A 17,885-nucleotide genomic window follows, 5' to 3' on the forward strand; every position below is an offset into this window, starting at 1 on the left:
GTTGGCTAATCTCGTTAGCTAGAAGCTAATTTGATTAGCCAGTCCTGTCAACGACGAAGCCTGCGGCACGGCCAGGGGCGACGGAGTACGCCGCCATCCGAGCAGGTGGCGCCGGATCCCGATGACCGACAGCAGCGCGTCCGAGGCACGCTGGCCCCATAAAGCGAGTTCGTCGATACTCCTCGCTCCCGAGACGACCGCGCAGACACACACCAGCAGGATCGCGGTCAGCGAGTACCACCGGCCCCGCCGGGAGCGCGGGTCGGGCACCGAGCCGAGGTAGGGACGCAGGTCCGCGATCCGACCGGCATCCAGCGGACCCAGCTTCACCAGCACGGCAGGGAGGGGAAAAGATACAGCGGCAGGCACGGGCCACCTTTGATCATCGGGAGTAGACACCACAATGATCACGAAGCCCCTGCCTGCCCTGCTGTGCGCCCCAACCGGCCACAACCCGACCAGCCGTACACCCCCGGAACTTGCAGCAGCCCTGTCATGCGGGTGGGCCAGTAGAGTGGCGGCGGACGAGAGAAGAGATCCTCCAATGGACTCCCGGATATCGCGGATACGCTCCAAGCTGGCGAAACTGCCGTACCAGGTGCAGCGCAGCCATTCGATGGGTGCCGAGCGCCACGCTTTTCGCCTTGGCCCGCGCATCAGTACCGTGCAGGCAGACCTCTTCGAAGGCGAACACCACATCGAATTGCCGTTGGCCTACCGCGCATTCCTGGTCGAGCTCGGGGGCAGCGGTGCCGGCCCCTTCTACGGTCTGCTTCCGCTGGAGGAGTGCAGGCTGTTCACCATGGACCGCCTACCGCCGGACGGCAGCCCGCGGGGATTCCATCACGTGAACCATCCGAACGCTCTGCAAGGAGACCTGTTCCTCCACATCATCGAGATGGGCTGCACAGACCTATGCCTTATCGGCGTGACTGGACCCCTCAAGGGCCGCATGCTCACCGGTAACGCGGATGGCTTCTGGCCCCCGAATGTCTCTTCGGCCCGAGACTTCCTCTCCTGGTACGAACGCTGGCTGGACCACATGCGGGATGGCAAGGACAACGGAGCTCTGGGGCTTACCTCCCCGGCGACCGTCGCCAGCGCCCCCTGGGGCCCCCGGGCCAGAGCCCGGAACACCCTGCGGCCGCAAGCCGCAGAGCATTGAGGCAACCCGTGCGCCCCGTAGCCGTCGGCAGTGATCTTCGCGGTGTGGCGTGTGGGCGATGTCGCGGGATCGATCGGTCCCTGCTGGCGGGGACTCTCGCGCGGTATCGCCTGCCGGCAGGAACGCCGGTCCTCCTGGACGAAGCGATGCGGCCGGTGGAGCCGGTCTCCTCCTGGTTTCGCAGTCTGGCGCTGGCCCGGCGTGACGCGAAGTCGATGCGGGCCTACGCCTACACGGTGCTGATGCTGCTCGGCTTCCTGCTGGCCCGCGGGGCGGATCTGCGCTCGGCCACCGAGATGGACATCCTGCAGTTCCGGCAGTGGCGGCGTGCGGACGCCGAAGACACGGTGGGGGTGACCACCTGGGACAGGGACGCCGCCGCAATCGTCAGCCTCTACAAGCACCTGGTCCGCATCGGCTACGTCCGGGCCAGTCCGTGGCGGTCGTCGCAGGGGGAGTCGCTGGGCAGCGGCTTCAGTACGGACGTGCGGGTGCGGCATCTCGAGCTGGAGCAGTACCTGTTCTTCCGTGACGTCGGGTTCGGCCGGAAACCGGTGGTGACCGCCTGGGCGGGCGAATCACCGTGGACTTACGCCTCCCGCATCCGCGACACGAGGAACACCTCGTAGTCCATCGCGAGGCCGAAGACGATGCCCACGAGGAAGATCGGCATCATGCTCATGATCGGCCCGGTCTGTTGCACGCCAAGAGCGTCGGCCCCATGGCCCTGCTGGAAGACCATGACGACGGTGCCGAGGGACGCCAGGACCGAGAGCAGGAAGCCCAGAGCCGCCTTGAGCGGGACGAGCAGGGACCCGAAGACCACCGCCGATGTTCAGCGCGGTGGTGCCGGTGACCTCGAGGGTCACCCCGGTCTCGGACTCGACCCCGGGACGCTCCGCCCGGATGGTCTTCACCAGGTCCTTGGTCTACTCGTCGGTCGGCGCCGTGGTCGGCACGGCCGAGAAGACGACCTCCGGGCCGCGCAGGACGCACAGATGGATGGTCCGCCCGACGGCCCGGTGCAGATCCAGCAGGTACGGAAGCGCGACGTGGCGGACCGCTCCTTCGGGCGACGGCGCACCGAGGGCCATCATCCGGAACGCGATCCGGTAGCCGATGCCCTCATGTTCGACCGCTCCCACCTGGACGGGCATCCCGAGGACGCGGTAGGCCGTCGACTTCGGCAGACCGGCACGGCGCGCCACCTCACTCAGCGTCAACACGTGACCGTTTCGGAATACTTCCAGCAGATCGAACGCCTTCTGCATGGCCGACGACGGAACGGCCGCCTCCCGCACTGCGGCCCCATTGCCCATGTGCAGTCCCTCCAGAACGCCTTGAAAACAATCGTTCCAGGGTCTGTCTCGCAGATCGGTGCGGTGGCGAGCGGTCGTCCGCGCGGATGCATCGCATGGCGGCGGGGGAACGCTCGCCAGGGGATCCTCTGTGTGACGACGCCGGCGCGGCCCGTCCCCCGCAAGCGGGAGGTGCCGCGCCGGGGGGCGCGCAGCCCGCGGTGGTCTACGAGACAGCCTTTGGGGCGGTCAGGCCCTGCTCAGCTTGGCGATGCGCAGCCCGTGCTCGGCGGCATCCTCGTGCCCCGTCTTCATCGACTCCTCGGCCAGCCCTCGCAGGTGCGCCATCTCCGGGTTCCAGAACGCGTGGGTCAGCTCCGCCTCGGCGATCTGCAGGTCGAGGCCGAAGACGTCGGCCAGGATCCTGCGCAGGTAGGGCGTGGCGTAGTCCCAGCCCTCCTTCGGCGAGCCGGGCCCGTAGCCGCCGCCCCGGCTCAGCGTCAGCAGCGCCGGCTTGCCCTTGAGCGGCTGGTCACCGTGTATCCCCACCTGATCGTGCTTCAGGATCAGGTCGATCCAGGTCTTGACCTGTTCCGGGACGTTCCAGTTGTACATCGGCACCGCGAACAGGAACGCGTCGGCGGCGAGGAGTTCGGCGCCGAGGCGGTCGAGGAGCTCGTGCGCCTCGGCCGGGGCCGGTGCGGCCGGGTTGACGACTTCGTGGGCGAGCGCGGTCCACGCGTCCCCGGGCAGCGGGTGGACCCCGAGGTCGCGCCGGGTCACGACGCCGCCGGGGTGCTCGGCGAGCCACGCCTTCTCGGCGGTGTCCGCGAGGGCGCGGCTCACCGATCCTTCGGTACGGATGCTCGCGTCGAGACGGAACAGGTTCATGGTGCGGTCCTCCAACATAGTTCTGCTGCGATGCAGATAGTTTGTATCACAGAACATCTACCGAGAAGAAAGGTCAGCCGGCGAACAACCCCCACGACGCTGGAGCCAGAGAAGTACGCGACGGACTCGTCGGATCTCGGCTGGGCGCCTGCGCTTCGCACCTACGCCGGGCACGTCACCACAGGTGTCCCCGGCGACACACGGCCACCAGGCCATCGCCGCCCCTCCCGAAAGCGAAACGGCAAGGCCAGGAGTGAGGCCGATGAACGGAGCCGCCACCCCGCGCGCGCCCACCGCCATCGACAACGAGGACCGCACCGTTGACATACCTGCTCGAGCACGCCTCGGCGCGTTTGGCTCATCGAGCACGGCCGCGTGCCCGCCGCACATCGCCGTCACCCCCTCGATGTGGACGGCTCCGGGGAGAGCGACTGACGACCATGGCACGTCTCCTTGCCATAGTCAGGCCGCGACCTGCCACCCGCCGGGTCATTGCGGAGCCAGAGTGCCCCGCTCCCCAAAACACCATGTCAGCAAGATGTTCTGCAAGCGATATCATCTGCCGCCGCGCTGAAAGGTGCTACGGTGATGCGATGTCCCCTGAACCCCGCGGCCGAGCAAGCGACGGCGCCAAGTGTCTTGCCTTGGACAACGACCTGGTCTGGGCCATTCGCATGATCTCGGGGGCGCTTCGGCGCGCTGCAGCCGACGCCTCGGAGACGCTGCCCGGAGGAGCACGCGCCTACCTGGTGCTCGTGGCGTTGGCCGAGGCCGGGGACAAACCCCCCACGCAACTCGAACTGGCCGGCCAGGTCGGTCTCGACCGAACGGTGATGACCTACCTTCTCGACGGCCTGGAGGGGCAGGGTCTGCTGTCGCGACGCCCGAATCCGCAGGACCGGCGGGCTCGCCACGTGATCCTGTCGGACGAAGGCCGATCGCAACTGCAGCGCATGCGAACTGATGTCGCGGCCGCTGAAGCACGGCTGCTGGCGGAGTTGAGCGAAGAACAGCGGGCCCAGTTTCGCGACCTCCTGACCCGGGTTGCGCTCACTGCTCAGCGGGGCACCGTCAAAGACTGAGGTGCGTGCTGTTCTCTCTGGAGACAACTGCCAGGTAGCACAGAAGCGGCGGTGCTGGGCGCGGCTGCCGTCGGCGGTGTGGATTGCATAGAGCCGTACGGTGTGCGTTTCGTGGCCGCGAACGGCTGGACCGGGATCGCGACCGTCCCGAAGGCGATCATGCCCGTCCAGGCAGCGGTGGCGCTCACGCTTCCAGCGGCGGCGGCCGCGGTTCCCCCGCATCCGGGAAGGACCGCAGCCACGCCAGGCGCCGGGAGCTCGATCAGCGGCGGTGGAGTTCCTCGGCCCCCGGCGGCGCAGGGCGAAGTCATCCACGCCGATCACCCGCGGGACCGCCTGCTGCGGCAGCGGCAGGCGCCGCAGACAGCGCAGCGCGGTGGCGCGGGAAACGGGCACGGCCAGCAGACCGGCGAGGCGGGCGGCCGCCCGGCCGCATAACTCCCGCGCCTCCTGCGAGATCTGGTCGGTCAGCCGCACCGTGCGGCGCTGATGGCGCTCCAGCAGTCCGGGAATCCGCTCGCGGAAGGTCTGCCGACGGCAGCCCGGGACCGGGCAGACCAGCCGCCGTACCCGCTGGTGGACGACGACCTGGCGGCCGTCGACCGGCACGTCCCTCACCGTCCGGCCGTGGCACCCGTGCACCTTCGCCGTCGGCGTCCAGCACACCGGACACGGCACTGCCACATCCGGGGTGTGGGCCGTGATCACCACCGCTTCACCGCCGTCAGCCAGGTCCTCGACGACCAGCACCGGCAGCCCGGAAAACGCTGTGACCACAAGGGAGTTGACATCCATCACGAGATCATGATCACGGTCGACTACCCAGCGTCATCACCGATTAGGATGCAGAGCCGATCATTTGGCTCAACGAGACGCTCCTGGACCGGTGCGACTCCTCTGCAACAGACCGGCGCCGACGAGCGGTTCGTCGCCGTGCTCGTCCTGAGTGTTGGTGGGATACCGAGGCGCGGGAAGTCAACTGTGGTAATCCGGTGACCGGTCGGTGAAGGCAGTATCGTCACCGTACGGCCGCTGGTCTCCGGCGTTCTGCTCGCTCTCGCCAGCCCGGCTGCCGAGCCCACGATGGTGGGGTGCTTCGTGTTCCCGGGCGGCGCGACGCCGCGACCTCCTCGGCCTCTCTCCCACCGGACCGCCCCCGGGCCCCTGTGTCTTCAGCAAGGCCTTCAGTCCATGCGGATGATTCCCCTGCCCAGTGCGGCGGTGACGGCGGCGGTCCGGTCGCGGACGTCGAGCTTGGCGTAGATGTGCAGCAGATGGGTCTTGACGGTGGCCTCCGACAGGCGCAGGGCGCGGGCGATCTGTTTGTTGCTCTGCCCCCGGGCCACGGCGGACAGGACTTCGAGCTCCCTGCCGGACAAGCCGGCGCCCCGGTCGCCGCGCATATGGGCGAGGACCTTGGCGGCCACGGTGGGCGACAATGCCGCGCCTCCGCGAGCCGCGGTCCGAACGGCCTCGCAGAGCTCGTGTCGTCCGGTGTCCTTGAGCAGGTAGCCGACTGCGCCGGCGTCGACGGCGGCAGTGATGTCGGCGTCCGTGTCGTAGGTGGTCAGGACGAGTACCCGCACCTCGGGGTGGGCGGCACGAATGGCGGCGGTCGCGGTCGTGCCGTCCATGCCGGGCATCTGCAGGTCCATCAGCACGACGTCGGGTGCGAGAGAGGCGGTCTGGCGCAGTGCCTCGGCGCCGGTGGCGGCTTCGCCGACGACCGTGAGATCGGGCTGGGTGGAGAGCATGGCGGCAAGCCCGTCACGGACCACGGGGTGGTCGTCGGCGAGGAGGACTCGGATCGTGGGACCGGCCGACGTCCTCATGACGCCGGGGCCATCCGCTCGGTGCCCGACATGGCTGAGGGGTCGGAGGCGGAAGGCTCGACCGGGAGTGGCACCGTGACGGCGACGGTCGTACCCTCGCCGGGGGAGCTTTCGACCGCGAACGTGCCGTGCAAAGCGGCAATGCGCTCCCGCATGGTGATCAGGCCAACGCCCGTATGCCGGGCAACGGGTGAGAACCCGGTGCCGTCGTCCTGGATGTCGATCGCCAGGACGTCGCCGAGGTACGACAGCGTGACCGAGACACTCACCGCACGGGCGTGCCGCCGGGCGTTGGTCAGTGCCTCCTGCACGACCCGCAGCAACTCGCCCTCGGTACTGGGAGGCAGGGCGGCCGGGCGGCCGGTCACAACCGTGTAGACCTCGGTGCCGGTCTCCTCCGCGAGCCGGGCGGTGAGTTCACGGACCGCCTCTGCCAGGTGCGTGCGGTCCAGTGGCGCCGGGCGAAGGGCGTGCACGAGGCGGCGGCTCTCCGCGAGGTTGTCCCGGGCCGTGCGCATGGCATGCTCGACGCGGCGGGCCGCAGGGGAGTCGAGTGGCAGGTCGTCGCGTGCGGCGTCCAGCAGCATGGCGATGGAGGCGAACCCCTGGGTGAGCGTGTCGTGGACCTCGCGGGCCAGGCGCTGACGTTCGGCCAGGGTGCCCGCCTGGCGTTCCGCTGCCGCGCGTTCGGCCTGGGTGGCGGTGAGCTCGTCGAGGAGCCGCTGCCGCTTGTGACTCTCGTGATCGAGGGTCGCGACGTAGCAGGTGATCGTGACCGCCACGGCGGTACCGAGTACGCATCCCGTGAGCGCCCGCACGTCGACGGAACCGTCCGTGGTGAGGCTCTGCCACGACCAGGCGGCGCCCAGCACCAGCACCCCGCCGGCCGACCACCAGGCCCGCCGCAGCCAGTACGGGCTCAGCACCGCCATGGCGACCGGTAGGAACGCGGGGTCCCCCACGGCCATGACCGCCCACCCGGACAAGGCCCCGACGAGGTAGGGCAGCGGGGGGCGGTCGGCGCCACCGCGCAGCGCGATCCAGTACGCGTACCAAAGGGCGAGCCCCACCGCCGGGCCGATCCGCGACAGCACGGCGCCGGTCGTCATGTTCGCCCCGGCCAGCGCACCCGGGAGGGACAGGGCGAGCACGGTGACGAAGAAGGCGTGCTGCCCCATGGTCTTCCACCGCTGCCGGTCCCACGCCTGTTGCAGTGCCATGGCCTACAGAGTAGGTGCAGCCGCGTAGCGGCAGAATCAGCCGACCAGCGGGGCGGGTTCACCGATCGGTGGACGAAGGACACGTCGATCGGTCGATGTGCGAAAGGGGTGCGGGCGGCGACGATCGGCCCCGCAGCCGACGGCCTGCTCTTCCATCGCCCCTTGTGAGGAACTACCCGTGACCTTGGCCTTCATTCCCAGCCCGTCCGTCGGTGAGGTCCAGCTGGGGCCACTGCCGCTGCGCGGTTACTCGCTGATGCTGATCCTCGGCATCGCCGCCGCCGTGTGGCTGGGTGGCCGTCGATGGGCCGCACGCGGCGGAGAGAAGACCGTCGTGACGGACGTCGCTCTGTGGGCGGTCCCCTTCGGCGTGGTCGGCGCCCGCCTCTACCACGTGATCACCTCCAGCGAGCCGTACTTCGGCAAGGGTGGTGATCCGGCCAAGGCCCTTTTCATCTGGGACGGCGGTATCGGTATCTGGGGCGCCATCGCCGGCGGTGCCGTCGGAGCCTGGATCGGCTGCCGCCGTAGCGGCGTTCCGCTGTCCGCGTACGCCGACGCCGTCGCTCCCGGCATCGCACTGGGGCAGGCCATCGGCCGCTGGGGCAACTGGTTCAACCAGGAGCTCTACGGGCGGGCCACCGCCCTCCCCTGGGCCCTGGAGATCGACCCCGCGCACCGGCCTGAGGACACCCCGAACCTGGCCACGTATCACCCGGCGTTCCTGTACGAGTCGTTGTGGTGTCTCGGCGTGGTCGCCCTGGTCCTGTGGGCGGATCGCCGTTTCCGTCTCGACCGGGGGCGGGCGTTCGCGCTGTACGCCGCCGCGTACGCCGCAGGTCGCTTCTGGATCGAGTACCTGCGGGTGGACGAGGCCCACCACATCCTCGGCCTGCGCCTGAACGACTGGACCGCGCTGCTGGTTGTCGCCGTCGCCGTCCACTACCTCGTGGCTACGACACCGCGCGCAGCCGGCAGGCGTGACGGCGTCGACGTCGGCCGTCTCTGACAAGTGAATGCCAGCAGTAGCCCCAAGAACTGACCAACGTCCCTCGCATCCATTTGGAGTTGCCATGTCCCGTGTCTCCGAGACGCTCCCCTCCCGTCGGGGTCCGATCATGGTGGCGGGAGGTGTGTTCGTCGCGTTCCTGCTGTCCTCGCTGGTGAACGCGTTGATCGCCGTACTGGCGCACGCGCTCGGCGCACCGGAGGACTTCGGCCCGTTGGATCCCTCGTCGTACGTCTTTCTGACCGCGCTAGGAGTGCTGGGAGGATCCGTCGGGTGGGCCCTCGTCCGCAGGTTCTCCCCCGATCCCGAACGGCTGCTCCGTCGACTCATCCCGTCGGTCGTCGTGTTGTCCTTCGTGCCGGACTTTTTCCTGTTCGGCGAGGGCGAGGTGACCGGTGTGGTGGCGCTGCTCCTGATGCACGTCGCGGTCGCGGTGATCGCGGTGCCGACGTACTACAGGGTCATGGCACTGAACTCGGTTCAGTGACCAGGCGCCAGTCCGGCACCTGCGCCCCGCTGGTCGGACTCACGCGCTCCGTGAACTCGGGAAACCCGTACGTCCGTAACTCCGACCGGCGCCTTGTTGCGAGGTGCCTCTGCCGCCTGCCGGTGCGCTCAACATTCGATGGCGGCAACAGGTCCAGGCCGCTCCCGGACGTGATGGCCGGATACGACGTCAGGGGCGGCTCGCCTGCTATCGCGTCGGACCTGGACCACGCAGTGCCGCTTGTCCCGGCGTCCACCAGGTGAAGCACGATCGCTTCGTACAGGAAATCCTTCATTGGGAAACGCCGACTGACGGTGCCGGTGCCTATCCCTGCCCGCCGGGCGATTTCGGCCCCGGGCACCGTCAGCCCCTCGGCGGCAAACGCCTCCATCGCCGCATCCAGGACGCGCTTGCGATTGCGCTGAGCGTCAACGCATCGATGTCACCTCTACTCGACATCCGGAACGGCCGTCCCGTATCGTTAACTGGAACGCACCTTCCGATTATAGCGAGGTGGGGCTTCCCTGCCCTGTCTGGACATCATGAGCCGCTGAGCGGCGGAACGCATCCGACTCGGCAGTCGTCACGGTGACCACTTCCAGCAAGACACTTATGTTCCGAGATCAATTTTCTTCACCTCATGTCCGAGTAATCAGAAAAGAGACCATGTCGCGTCCTATGTCCTGGAGCCTTCCATGACCACGCCGACCGCAGTCAAATCACCAGGCCGCCCGATGGACGTCCACCGCGACATCGCGCTGCTCGACGCCGCGCCGGATCTGCTGGCCGAGGTCGGTTACGAGCGGCTGACCTTGACCGCCGTGTGCGAGCGGGCCACGGCCAGCACAAGAACGATGCATCACCGCTCGGGGAACAAGGACGAGTCGTTAACCGCGGCGCAGCATCCGGCCAAGTACCTCTCCGGGCTACTGGTCGCCGCTGCCGACGACGGCGGTGTCGGACGCAGGGCCAAGGAACTGATCCGCCTGCACCACACCCGTCTGGCGGAGACCGTCCTGGGCTGGGCCAGGAAACGTAGCGAGGTCGGGGATGACGCGGTTCCCCTCCTGCTGGCGGATCTCACGCGTGCCGCGATCCTGCCCCAGGGCCCGGTCGCCGACGGCCAGGTCGACGCGGCCTTCGTGGAGTCCCTGGTGGACCGGATTCTGCTTCCGGTGCTCACGTCCCGGCAGAGCGGGGGTGCCCAGTGAAGATCAGTGTCGACCTGAACCGCTGCGAGGGTTACGGACAGTGCGTGTTCGCCGCCCCCGACGCCTTCACCCTGCATGGACTGGAGGCTCTGACCTACGTACCGAACCCGCCCGACGAGATGCGGGACGCGGTACGCCGCGCCGCCCTGGCCTGCCCCGTGCGCGCCATCACCGTCGGCACGGACAACGCGGACGAACCCGCCACGGCCGGCGGGGAGAAGGGCCGCCACATTGTCATCGTCGGCGCCTCACTCGCCGGGCTGAAGACTGCCGAGGCCCTGCGCGAGTCCGGCTTCTCCGGACAGCTGACCATCATCGGTGATGAGCCCCATCGTCCGTACGACCGCCCTCCGCTGACCAAGGCGTGCGTGAGCGAGAGGCTGCCGCCCGACCGCCTCGAACTGCCGGTCACCCGGTCCCTGGACGCACGCTTCCGGTTGGGTGTCCCGGCGACGGGGCTGGACACGGACCACCGCCTGGTCCGGCTGGCGGACGGCGGCACGGTGGGCTACGACACTCTGGTCATCGCCACCGGTACCCGGGCCCGTCCGTTCCCCGGTGGCGCCGCCAACGACATCGACGGTGTCCTCACCGTCCGCACCCGCGACGACGCCGAGGAACTTCAGCGGCGCCTGGCGCGTCCGCGCGGTCGCGTCGCCGTCATCGGCGCCGGCTTCCTCGGGGGCGAACTGGCCTCCGGCTGCCGCGAACTCGGCCTCGACGTCACACTCGTCGAAGCACAGGCCACGCCGTTGCAGGGACCGCTGGGAAGCGTGATCGGTGGCGTGGTGGCGGACCTGGCCCGGAACAAGGGCGTGGACGTGCGGATGTGGACCACCGTCGAGCGCTTCGTAGCGGACGGGACCGGAGCGCTGCGGCAGATCGTGCTGTCCAACGGCGACACCGTCGACGCGGACCTTGCCGTCGTCGCGCTCGGCGCCCAGCGCAACGTCGAGTGGCTGAATGGCTCCGCCGTACGGACGGACAGCCGCGGGGTGCACTGCGACGACCGGTGCCACGCACTCGACCGTGGCGGGCAGGCCCTGCCCGACGTGTACGTCGCCGGCGATGTCGCCGCCGCGCCGCATCCCTTCCTCCCGGACCAGCGGCTGTCGGTGGAACACTGGGGCAACGCGGTGGCCCAGGCCCGCACGGTCGCCCACAACATCACACGCCGGCCCGGTCAGGCCCCGGTCTCCCATACCGGTCTGCCGGCCTTCTGGTCCAGCCAGTTCGGCGTGAACATCAAGGGCGTCGGCTACCCCGGCATCGCCGACCGTATCGCGGTGGTCCAGGGAACCCTCGGCCAGGGCTCCTTCAGCGTGCTGTACGGACGCGAAGACCGCACCGTCGCCGCCGTCACCTTCGACAACGGGCGTTACCTGAGCCACTACGAATCACTCGTCCGCCAAGGAGCGCCGTTTCCGGCCCAGTTCGTCGCCTGCGACGAGAACACGTCCCGCACCCTTCAGCCGGTCGGCCGCTGAGCACACTCCCACCCACTCCCCCACACGAAAGCGAGTGGCACTCCCATGGCGTCCACCCTGTTCAAGCGGGTTCTTCACACCGACAGCCGCCCTCACCCCTGGCCTCTCTACGCCGAGCTGCGCAAAGAGCCGGTTTCCGTCCAGGACGACGGAACCTGCGTCGTCAGCGGATACGACGAGGTCAGCGCGCTGCTGCGCGACCCGCGTATCTCCTCCGACCGCGGCAAGGCCACCCCGCACAGCCGGCTTGGGACCGGCGCCCCGGCTCCCGGGACGGCTCCGACGTTCCTCGTGCGGGACAACCCCACACACGACCAGCTACGCGGCCTGGCCCAGCGCCACTTCGGCCCGCCCGCGCGCCCTGGCTTCGTCGAGAGCCTGCGGCCGATGGTGCAGGAGCTGATCCGCGACCACATCGACCAGCTGACCGGGTCCAGCGAGTTCGATCTGGTTTCGGAGTTCTCCTACCCGATCCCCGTCCGCGTGGCCTGCCACCTCCTGGGCGTGCCGCCCGAAGACGCCGCCACTCTCGGCCCTCTTGGCGAGGAGGCGGTCTCCAGCCCGGAGTTCCTGGTCGATCCGCATGACCCTGAGGCCGCCGCGGCCAGGAACCACGCCCAGCAGGAACTGGCCGAGTATTTCGTCGCCCACATCGAGCGGCTTCGCAAGAAGCCGGGCCAGGACATGCTGTCCCGGATGATCCACGACGACGGCCCGGGCAGCCCGATGAGCCTGCCGGAACTGCTCAGCACCGCCATCATGCTCTTCATCGGCGGCCACGAGACCACCGTCAACCTCATAAGCAACAGCATGCTCCTGCTGCTGCGACACCCCGAGCAGCTGGCCCGGCTCCAGGCCGACCCCTCCCTCGCCGACGGCGCCATCGAGGAGACCTTGCGCCTGGAGCCCTCCGTGCACCTGCGACCGCGTGTCGCGGTCGACGACATCGTCATCGGCGACCACACCATCCCCAAGGGTTCCACGGTCATCCTCGCCCTCGCCGCGGCCAACCGGGACCCGCGCCGCTTCCCCGACCCGGACACCTTCGACATCACTCGTCCCGACACCAGCCACCTCAGCTTCGGCGCCGGCATCCACTTCTGCTTCGGGGCCGGACTCGGCCGCATGGAGAGCCAGATCGCGGTCCGCGAGCTGACCCGACGTCTGATCAACCCTCGCTTGTCGCAGGACCCGCCGCCCTACCGCCCGATGCCAGACCTGCGCGGCCCGTCGGCCCTGCGGATCACCGTGGACGGCGTCCGCCCGGCCTGCCCCGATCCCAGGCCGCACACGTGAGTGAGGCCTGGTGCTGCGCCTCGTCCGACGTCATCGGCGCGGAGCGACCGCGGCTGCCTGCCCCCGCAATGAGGACCAGTGCCCTTCACGGTTGCCCGGGGAGAGAGCAACAAACAGATGGCATCGGCCTCACCCACACCACACCACACCGCCCCATGTCGTCGTCCGGAGGATGCCATGACAGATCCCGTTTCCGTCACCCTTACCCACCTCAGCGCCCCGGTCGGCGGTTCCAAGCGGCTGACCGGGCATCTCGTCCGGCCGGACGGACCTGGCCCATGGCCCGGTGTCGTGGTCGTGCACGAGGTCATGGGTGCCAATGACGAGATGCTCCGACAGGCACGGCGGCTCGCAAGCGCCGGATATCTGACCCTGATGCCCGACCTGTACACGGACGGAGGCGCACGGCGCTGCCTGATACCCACCATGCGGGCCGCGCTGTCCGGCCACGGCCGCGCCTACCAGGACATCGCCGCCGCGAGAACCTACCTCGTCGATGACCCCGACTGCACCGGCGCGGTCGGGATCATCGGTTTCTGCATGGGCGGATCCTTCGCCCTCATGGCGGCAGGCAGCGGCAGCTTCGACGCCGCGTCCGCCAACTACGGCCAGCTCCCCAAGGACATGGACCAGGCCCTGGCCGGCGCCTGCCCCATCGTCGCCAGCTACGGGGGCCGCGACCGACCGCTCAAGGGGTCGGCGGCGAAGCTCGACTCCGCCCTCGACAGGCTCGGCGTCGTACATGACGTGAAGGAGTACCCACAGGCAGGCCACTCCTTCCTCAACGACGAACAATTCGGCCCGCGCCTGTTGCACCCGCTGTACCGCGTCGCCGGGTTCGGACCTGTCCCAGAAGCCTCTGTTGACGCATGGCTACGCATTGAGGCCTTCTTCGACACCCACCTCAAGCACACGACCAAGGCCTGACCCCACCTCAGGGTGCCCCAGATTCGTCCCACCCGGCCGCTCTATGGCGGTTGCTTCACGGCATCCTGCTGGCTGATTCCGTCCTTGCCGGCAACGAGGTTCCGCACGCTTGCCGGACGCGACGTGTCTTGTACCGGTCGGCAGGACGCGGTCGGGAAACCGGCCGTGCCGACGACAGCGGCGGCGCGGGACGAACACGGATCGGTGTTCGCCGTCATGTCCCGCGGCCGCCGTCTTCGCTTTGCCGCCTTCAGGGCTTGATCGGCTTCACCTTCCTGTCGGCGCCGTTGACCCGCACGGTGATGTTCCCCTGGTTCCGTGCCCGGTCGGCCACGATCCTGTAGGACGTGACCTTCCCGTCCCGCCATTCGCAGCTGACCTCGTAGCCGCCGCGGGCGCGCAGCCCGGTGAAGGAACCCCTGGTTTTCCAGGCGTCGGGCAGGGCGGGCAGCAGGTGGATGACGTCGTCGTGGCTCTGCAGGAGCATCTCCGCCACGGCGCCCGTGATGCCGAAGTTGCCGTCCATCTGGAAGGGCGGGTGGTTGCAGAACAGGTTGGGCAGCGTGTTGTAGGTCAGGAGTCCGCGCAACATGATGCGGGCGCGGTGTCCGTCTCCGAGGCGGGCGAAGAGTGCGGCTCGCCAGGGCCAGGTCCATGAGCGGCGGCTGTCGCCCGACACCGTCGCGGCCGTGAACGGAACGCCTTCCTTCTCGCCGCAGCGGGCTTTGAGGGAGACGAGGGCGGCGGCCGCGAGGTCGGGTGTCTTCGGGGTGATCTGGCGGCCCGGGTAGACCGCGAAGAGGTGTGAGGTGTGGCGGTGGATGTCGGTGGGGCTGTCGATGTCCTCCTGCCATTCCTGCAGCTGCCCCCACCGGCCGATCTTGTTCGGCGCGAGGCGTGCCTGCATGTCCGTGACCCTGGCCCGGTAGGCGGGGTCGGCTTCCAGCGCGGCCTCGCAGTCGAGGTAGTTCTGGAACAGGTCCCAGATGATCTGCTGGTCGTACATGACGCCGTCCTCACGCGGCCCGTGCTCGGGGGACCAGCCGTTCGGCGCGACGAGGAGTCCGTCCTCGCGCTCCTTGAGGTGGTCCTCCCAGAACTCGCAGATCTCCTTGATCATCGGGTATGCGACGGTACGGAGGTACTTCATGTCCTGGGTGAACGCCCAGTGCTCGTAGAGGTGTTGCGCGTACCAGGCGCTCGCGACGGTGTTCCACTCCCACCCGTTTCCGCCGAAGACGCTCTGGCTGGTGCGGGCGGTCCAGCCCCGTGTGTCCTCGCCGAAGGCGTTGCGGGTCGCCACGCGGCTGGGCACCGCCACCTGCCTGATGAACTCGATGAGTGCTTCGTGGCACTCCGGCAGGTTCGTCGTCTCGGCTCCCCAGTAGTTCATCTGGATGTTGATGTTGGTGTGGTAGTCGGAGGCCCAGGCCGGTGAGTTGCTGTCGTTCCACAGACCCTGGAGGTTGGCGGGCAGTCCGTTCGGACGCGAGGAACTGATCAGCAGGTATCGGCCGTAGTCGAACATCGCCTGTTCGAGGGTGGGGTCCTCGCCGCCCGACGCGTAACGCGCCAGCCGGGCGCTGGTGGGCAGGGCGACGACGACGCCGTCGGAGGTGCCCCAGTCCACGGAGACACGGTTCATGAGCGCACGTGTCTTGTCGGTGTGCTCCTCGCGCAGTTCCCTGTAGGACCGGGCGGCCGCCTTGTCGAGTGTCCTGGTGATGACCGGTTCGGGATCGGCTCCGCGCCATCCGGCGGCGGCGTCGAGCTTGTAGTCGGTACGGGCGTCGAGCAACAGGGTCAGGCTTGTGCAGCCGCTGAACCGGAGGGCCGATCCGTCGGCGCGGAAGTCGCCGTCGGTGTGCACGACCCGGACGGTGCACGCGTGCTTGAGGCCGTTGCCCATGACACCGCTGAACGAGATCCGCCGGGCGTCAGCGTCGACGGTCGTCGGAGCCCCCTGTTGTCCGGACGTCAGGGAGATGGCGCCGGAGAGTCCCTGGTCGCTGTCCGACGTGTACCGGAAGACCATGGCGTCCGCGGACCGGCTGGCGAAGGCCTCCCGCCGGACGCTCCGCCCCGGCGCGCCGAACCGGGTGACATGGATACCGTCGAAGAAGTCCAGGGCGCGCTGGTAGTCGACGAACGTGCGCAGCGTGCGCGTGTCGAAGCCCCTGCCGTCCAGGGCGACTTCGGCGATCTGGAAACCGGTGGACGACTCGCCGGGGGTGAACGTGAGCCGGTATGCGCGGTAGGCGGTGCTGTTGGTGATCCGGAACGTCCGCGTCTCGCCACGCCCGGCGAAGGGCGCGCCGGGGCTCTGCGTGTCGAGCGTCACCCAGGCCTGACCGTCCTGCGACGCCTCGAGCGTCCACCGCCCGGGATCGTCCAGCGGACGGTCCGGCGCCGCCGTCAGCGTGTACGAGGTGACGGCGACCGCGCGGGGCAGGTCGGCCTGCCAGACGACCGCGAGTGCGGCGTCGTCGACCCGCCAGACCGTGGCGGGATCGCGGTCCACCGAACACGAGACGTCCATGACTTGGGCCCCGGCCCCGGCCCCTGATCCCTCGGAGTGCCCGCTCGGCGACGACAGATACAGTGCGGCGCCTCCGAGGTCGACGCCGGTCAGACCGATCTCGCTCACCTGGAAGTGGCTGACCCCGGCCTTGGGGACGAAGTCGAACCGGTAGAAGCGGTACGACCCGCTGGTGGCGCAGGTGAACTCCTTCGTCTGGAAACGGCTCTCGAAGGGCGCCGCCAAGGTGCGGCTGTCCAGGGTGGTCCAGTCGGCGCCCTCGGCGGAACCGGACAGCGTCCACTCCTGCGGGTCGCGCTGCGGCACATCGTTGGCACTCGTCAGACGGTAGGAGGCGACCGCGACGGGCTCGGGGAGCTCGACCTGCCACTGCACCCTCGAACCGGGCCCGTCGATACACCACTTGGTGCTCGCGTTGCCGTCGTACGACTTCTCCACGCCCTCCGACGAGGAGGTGCGGTACGGCCCCCCGGGAGCGGTGACCTTCGCACGGCCGGCGAAGGTGACGACGACGTCGCCGAAGTTCCGGTACGAGCCGAAACCGGTCATACCGGTGTCGAACACACTGTCGGGCTTGCCCGCGAGCGCGTTGTCGTAGTTGTTGACCCCGCCCCACAGACTCTGCTCGTTGAACTGGATGCGCTCCTGGTCGGGGTCGGCGAACAGCATGGCGCCGAGACGGCCGTTGCCGATCGGCAGAGCCTGGGACTGCCAGTCCAGGGCGGGGACCGGGTACTTCAGCGCCTTCCGCGACAGGGTCGGCCACCGGACGGCCGCCGACGCGGCGGAAGTGGCGGCCAAGGCCGGCCCCGCAGGGGTGCCACCCGTCAGCTGAGTGATCAGGGGTGCGAGGGCGAGGGCGCCGCCGAGCTTCAGGACGCTTCTGCGCTGCGGGTGGGATGCATGGGTCACGGCAAGATCTCCCAGCCATGGGTGTTCGGCACGAGGGGAAGTGCAACCTCTCCGAGTCCTCCGAGGGGCACGTCATCTTTGCCGCGCCATAGATCGGATGTCTAGAGGGCTGCAAGCACCAACTCATGTGACGTCCACCGGCAGTTCGACAAGCCCATCTGGCGTGATGAGAAAAGAACTTCCCACGTCGACTGCACCCAGGCAAGCAGCAGAGGACAGCGATGAGCTCTCCCATACATCGGATGTTGGGTCACCTTGACTGACGTGCCGATGAACGCCAGGGCTGGCACCCGCACGCCAACAGCCCACGACCCCGGCGCCGCCCCGCGCTCCTCGATCCTCCAGTTCGGCGGCGACCGCCGGCCGCTCCTCGCGGATGGTGCCGGTCGCCCGCCGCAGGTTCGCCCGCTACCGGGTGTCGGCGAGCAGGGTGCGCGCCTTCGGGGAAGGCCTCATGTCTGGTGACTCCGCAACGGCTGGCCACGCAGACCTTCCGCGACGGTCTGCCGGCGGCCGTGGGACCTCGAAC

General features: G+C 68.9%; 15 protein-coding genes and 3 pseudogenes. 9 read left to right on the forward strand and 9 right to left on the reverse strand.

The features are described from left to right. Positions 1-18 precede the first annotated feature (18 nt). Positions 19-336, reverse strand: a complete 318-nt coding sequence (locus OG852_RS02490) for a transposase family protein (RefSeq protein ID WP_330346921.1) — start codon at positions 334-336, stop codon at positions 19-21. 208 nt (positions 337-544) lie between these two features. Between OG852_RS02490 and OG852_RS02495 the strand changes: the two genes are divergently transcribed. Then, complete coding sequence (locus tag OG852_RS02495; protein WP_133916591.1) at positions 545-1,165, forward strand: SMI1/KNR4 family protein; 621 nt, start codon at positions 545-547, stop codon at positions 1,163-1,165. Positions 1,166-1,311: 146 nt separating this feature from the next. Beyond that, positions 1,312-1,794: a site-specific integrase gene (locus OG852_RS02500; RefSeq protein ID WP_133916590.1), complete on the forward strand. Its 483-nt coding sequence runs from the start codon at positions 1,312-1,314 to the stop codon at positions 1,792-1,794. Here the strand turns inward: OG852_RS02500 and OG852_RS02505 are convergent. The 3 genes and pseudogenes from OG852_RS02505 to OG852_RS02515 form a co-directional block, all read right to left on the reverse strand. Further along, positions 1,758-2,148, reverse strand: a pseudogene (locus OG852_RS02505) (MMPL family transporter); the annotation flags it as partial. The gene OG852_RS02500 and the pseudogene OG852_RS02505 sit on opposite strands and share 37 nt — an antisense overlap. Positions 2,149-2,304: 156 nt before the next feature. Continuing rightward, positions 2,305-2,484, reverse strand: a pseudogene (locus tag OG852_RS02510) (helix-turn-helix domain-containing protein); the annotation flags it as partial. Between the two features lie 228 nt (positions 2,485-2,712). Further along, positions 2,713-3,354, reverse strand: coding sequence for an FMN-dependent NADH-azoreductase (locus OG852_RS02515; RefSeq protein WP_133916589.1), 642 nt, complete (start codon positions 3,352-3,354; stop codon positions 2,713-2,715). A gap of 644 nt (positions 3,355-3,998) precedes the next feature. Between OG852_RS02515 and OG852_RS02520 the strand changes: the two genes are divergently transcribed. Beyond that, on the forward strand, positions 3,999-4,436 hold the full coding sequence (locus OG852_RS02520) for a MarR family winged helix-turn-helix transcriptional regulator (RefSeq protein WP_330346922.1): 438 nt from the start codon (positions 3,999-4,001) through the stop codon (positions 4,434-4,436). Positions 4,437-4,724: 288 nt separating this feature from the next. Here the strand turns inward: OG852_RS02520 and OG852_RS02525 are convergent. From OG852_RS02525 to OG852_RS02535, 3 genes and pseudogenes are all read right to left on the reverse strand, one after another. Beyond that, positions 4,725-5,231, reverse strand: a pseudogene (locus tag OG852_RS02525) (transposase family protein); the annotation flags it as partial. A gap of 389 nt (positions 5,232-5,620) precedes the next feature. Further along, positions 5,621-6,268 (reverse strand): response regulator, encoded by a 648-nt coding sequence (locus tag OG852_RS02530; RefSeq protein WP_133916588.1) that lies wholly within the window; start codon positions 6,266-6,268, stop codon positions 5,621-5,623. Further along, positions 6,265-7,488: a sensor histidine kinase gene (locus tag OG852_RS02535; protein WP_133916587.1), complete on the reverse strand. Its 1,224-nt coding sequence runs from the start codon at positions 7,486-7,488 to the stop codon at positions 6,265-6,267. The genes OG852_RS02530 and OG852_RS02535 overlap by 4 nt, the downstream gene beginning before the upstream one ends. Positions 7,489-7,666: 178 nt before the next feature. Here OG852_RS02535 and lgt point away from each other — a divergent pair, with 178 nt between their 5' ends. After that, positions 7,667-8,497, forward strand: coding sequence for a prolipoprotein diacylglyceryl transferase (lgt, locus tag OG852_RS02540; protein WP_133916586.1), 831 nt, complete (start codon positions 7,667-7,669; stop codon positions 8,495-8,497). 64 nt (positions 8,498-8,561) lie between these two features. After that, positions 8,562-8,984, forward strand: a complete 423-nt coding sequence (locus OG852_RS02545) for a DUF6069 family protein (protein ID WP_133916585.1) — start codon at positions 8,562-8,564, stop codon at positions 8,982-8,984. Here the strand turns inward: OG852_RS02545 and OG852_RS02550 are convergent. Next, entirely contained in the window at positions 8,959-9,375 is a 417-nt protein-coding gene (locus tag OG852_RS02550) for a TetR family transcriptional regulator (protein WP_133916584.1), read from the reverse strand. The genes OG852_RS02545 and OG852_RS02550 overlap by 26 nt on opposite strands. A 304-nt stretch (positions 9,376-9,679) precedes the next feature. Here OG852_RS02550 and OG852_RS02555 point away from each other — a divergent pair, with 304 nt between their 5' ends. The 4 genes from OG852_RS02555 to OG852_RS02570 all read left to right on the forward strand — a co-directional run bounded on the left by OG852_RS02555 (position 9,680) and on the right by OG852_RS02570 (position 13,905). Continuing rightward, positions 9,680-10,195 carry a TetR/AcrR family transcriptional regulator gene (locus tag OG852_RS02555; RefSeq protein ID WP_133916583.1) on the forward strand — a complete coding sequence of 172 codons (516 nt, stop codon included), beginning with the start codon at positions 9,680-9,682 and terminating at the stop codon, positions 10,193-10,195. Then, positions 10,192-11,682, forward strand: coding sequence for an FAD-dependent oxidoreductase (locus tag OG852_RS02560; RefSeq protein ID WP_330346923.1), 1,491 nt, complete (start codon positions 10,192-10,194; stop codon positions 11,680-11,682). The genes OG852_RS02555 and OG852_RS02560 overlap by 4 nt, the downstream gene beginning before the upstream one ends. A gap of 45 nt (positions 11,683-11,727) precedes the next feature. Further along, the gene (locus OG852_RS02565) at positions 11,728-12,978 is read left to right on the forward strand and encodes a cytochrome P450 (RefSeq protein ID WP_133916581.1); all 1,251 of its coding nucleotides are present in this window, start codon (positions 11,728-11,730) and stop codon (positions 12,976-12,978) included. Between the two features lie 177 nt (positions 12,979-13,155). After that, the gene (locus tag OG852_RS02570) at positions 13,156-13,905 is read left to right on the forward strand and encodes a dienelactone hydrolase family protein (protein ID WP_330346924.1); all 750 of its coding nucleotides are present in this window, start codon (positions 13,156-13,158) and stop codon (positions 13,903-13,905) included. A 250-nt stretch (positions 13,906-14,155) separates the two neighbouring features. On the opposite strand, the gene OG852_RS02575 is transcribed toward OG852_RS02570, so the two are convergent. After that, a complete protein-coding gene (locus tag OG852_RS02575) occupies positions 14,156-17,356 on the reverse strand; it encodes a glycosyl hydrolase family 95 catalytic domain-containing protein (RefSeq protein ID WP_330346925.1) in 3,201 nt (1,066 codons plus the stop codon). Positions 17,357-17,885 lie beyond the last annotated feature (529 nt).

It is taken from the genome of Streptomyces sp. NBC_00582 (assembly GCF_036345155.1).
In the GTDB taxonomy this organism is placed as follows: Bacteria; Actinomycetota; Actinomycetes; order Streptomycetales; family Streptomycetaceae; genus Streptomyces.

Excerpts from the sequence above, each read along its gene's own strand:
- OG852_RS02495 (WP_133916591.1), top strand. The coding sequence starts at position 545 with ATGGACTCCCGGATATCGCGGATACGCTCCAAGCTGGCGAAACTGCCG.
- OG852_RS02500 (WP_133916590.1), top strand. The coding sequence starts at position 1,312 with ATGCGGCCGGTGGAGCCGGTCTCCTCCTGGTTTCGCAGTCTGGCGCTG.
- OG852_RS02515 (WP_133916589.1), bottom strand. The coding sequence starts at position 3,354 with ATGAACCTGTTCCGTCTCGACGCGAGCATCCGTACCGAAGGATCGGTG.
- OG852_RS02530 (WP_133916588.1), bottom strand. The coding sequence starts at position 6,268 with ATGAGGACGTCGGCCGGTCCCACGATCCGAGTCCTCCTCGCCGACGAC.
- OG852_RS02535 (WP_133916587.1), bottom strand. The coding sequence starts at position 7,488 with ATGGCACTGCAACAGGCGTGGGACCGGCAGCGGTGGAAGACCATGGGG.
- OG852_RS02545 (WP_133916585.1), top strand. The coding sequence starts at position 8,562 with ATGTCCCGTGTCTCCGAGACGCTCCCCTCCCGTCGGGGTCCGATCATG.
- OG852_RS02550 (WP_133916584.1), bottom strand. The coding sequence starts at position 9,375 with ATGGAGGCGTTTGCCGCCGAGGGGCTGACGGTGCCCGGGGCCGAAATC.
- OG852_RS02555 (WP_133916583.1), top strand. The coding sequence starts at position 9,680 with ATGACCACGCCGACCGCAGTCAAATCACCAGGCCGCCCGATGGACGTC.
- OG852_RS02565 (WP_133916581.1), top strand. The coding sequence starts at position 11,728 with ATGGCGTCCACCCTGTTCAAGCGGGTTCTTCACACCGACAGCCGCCCT.
- OG852_RS02570 (WP_330346924.1), top strand. The coding sequence starts at position 13,156 with ATGACAGATCCCGTTTCCGTCACCCTTACCCACCTCAGCGCCCCGGTC.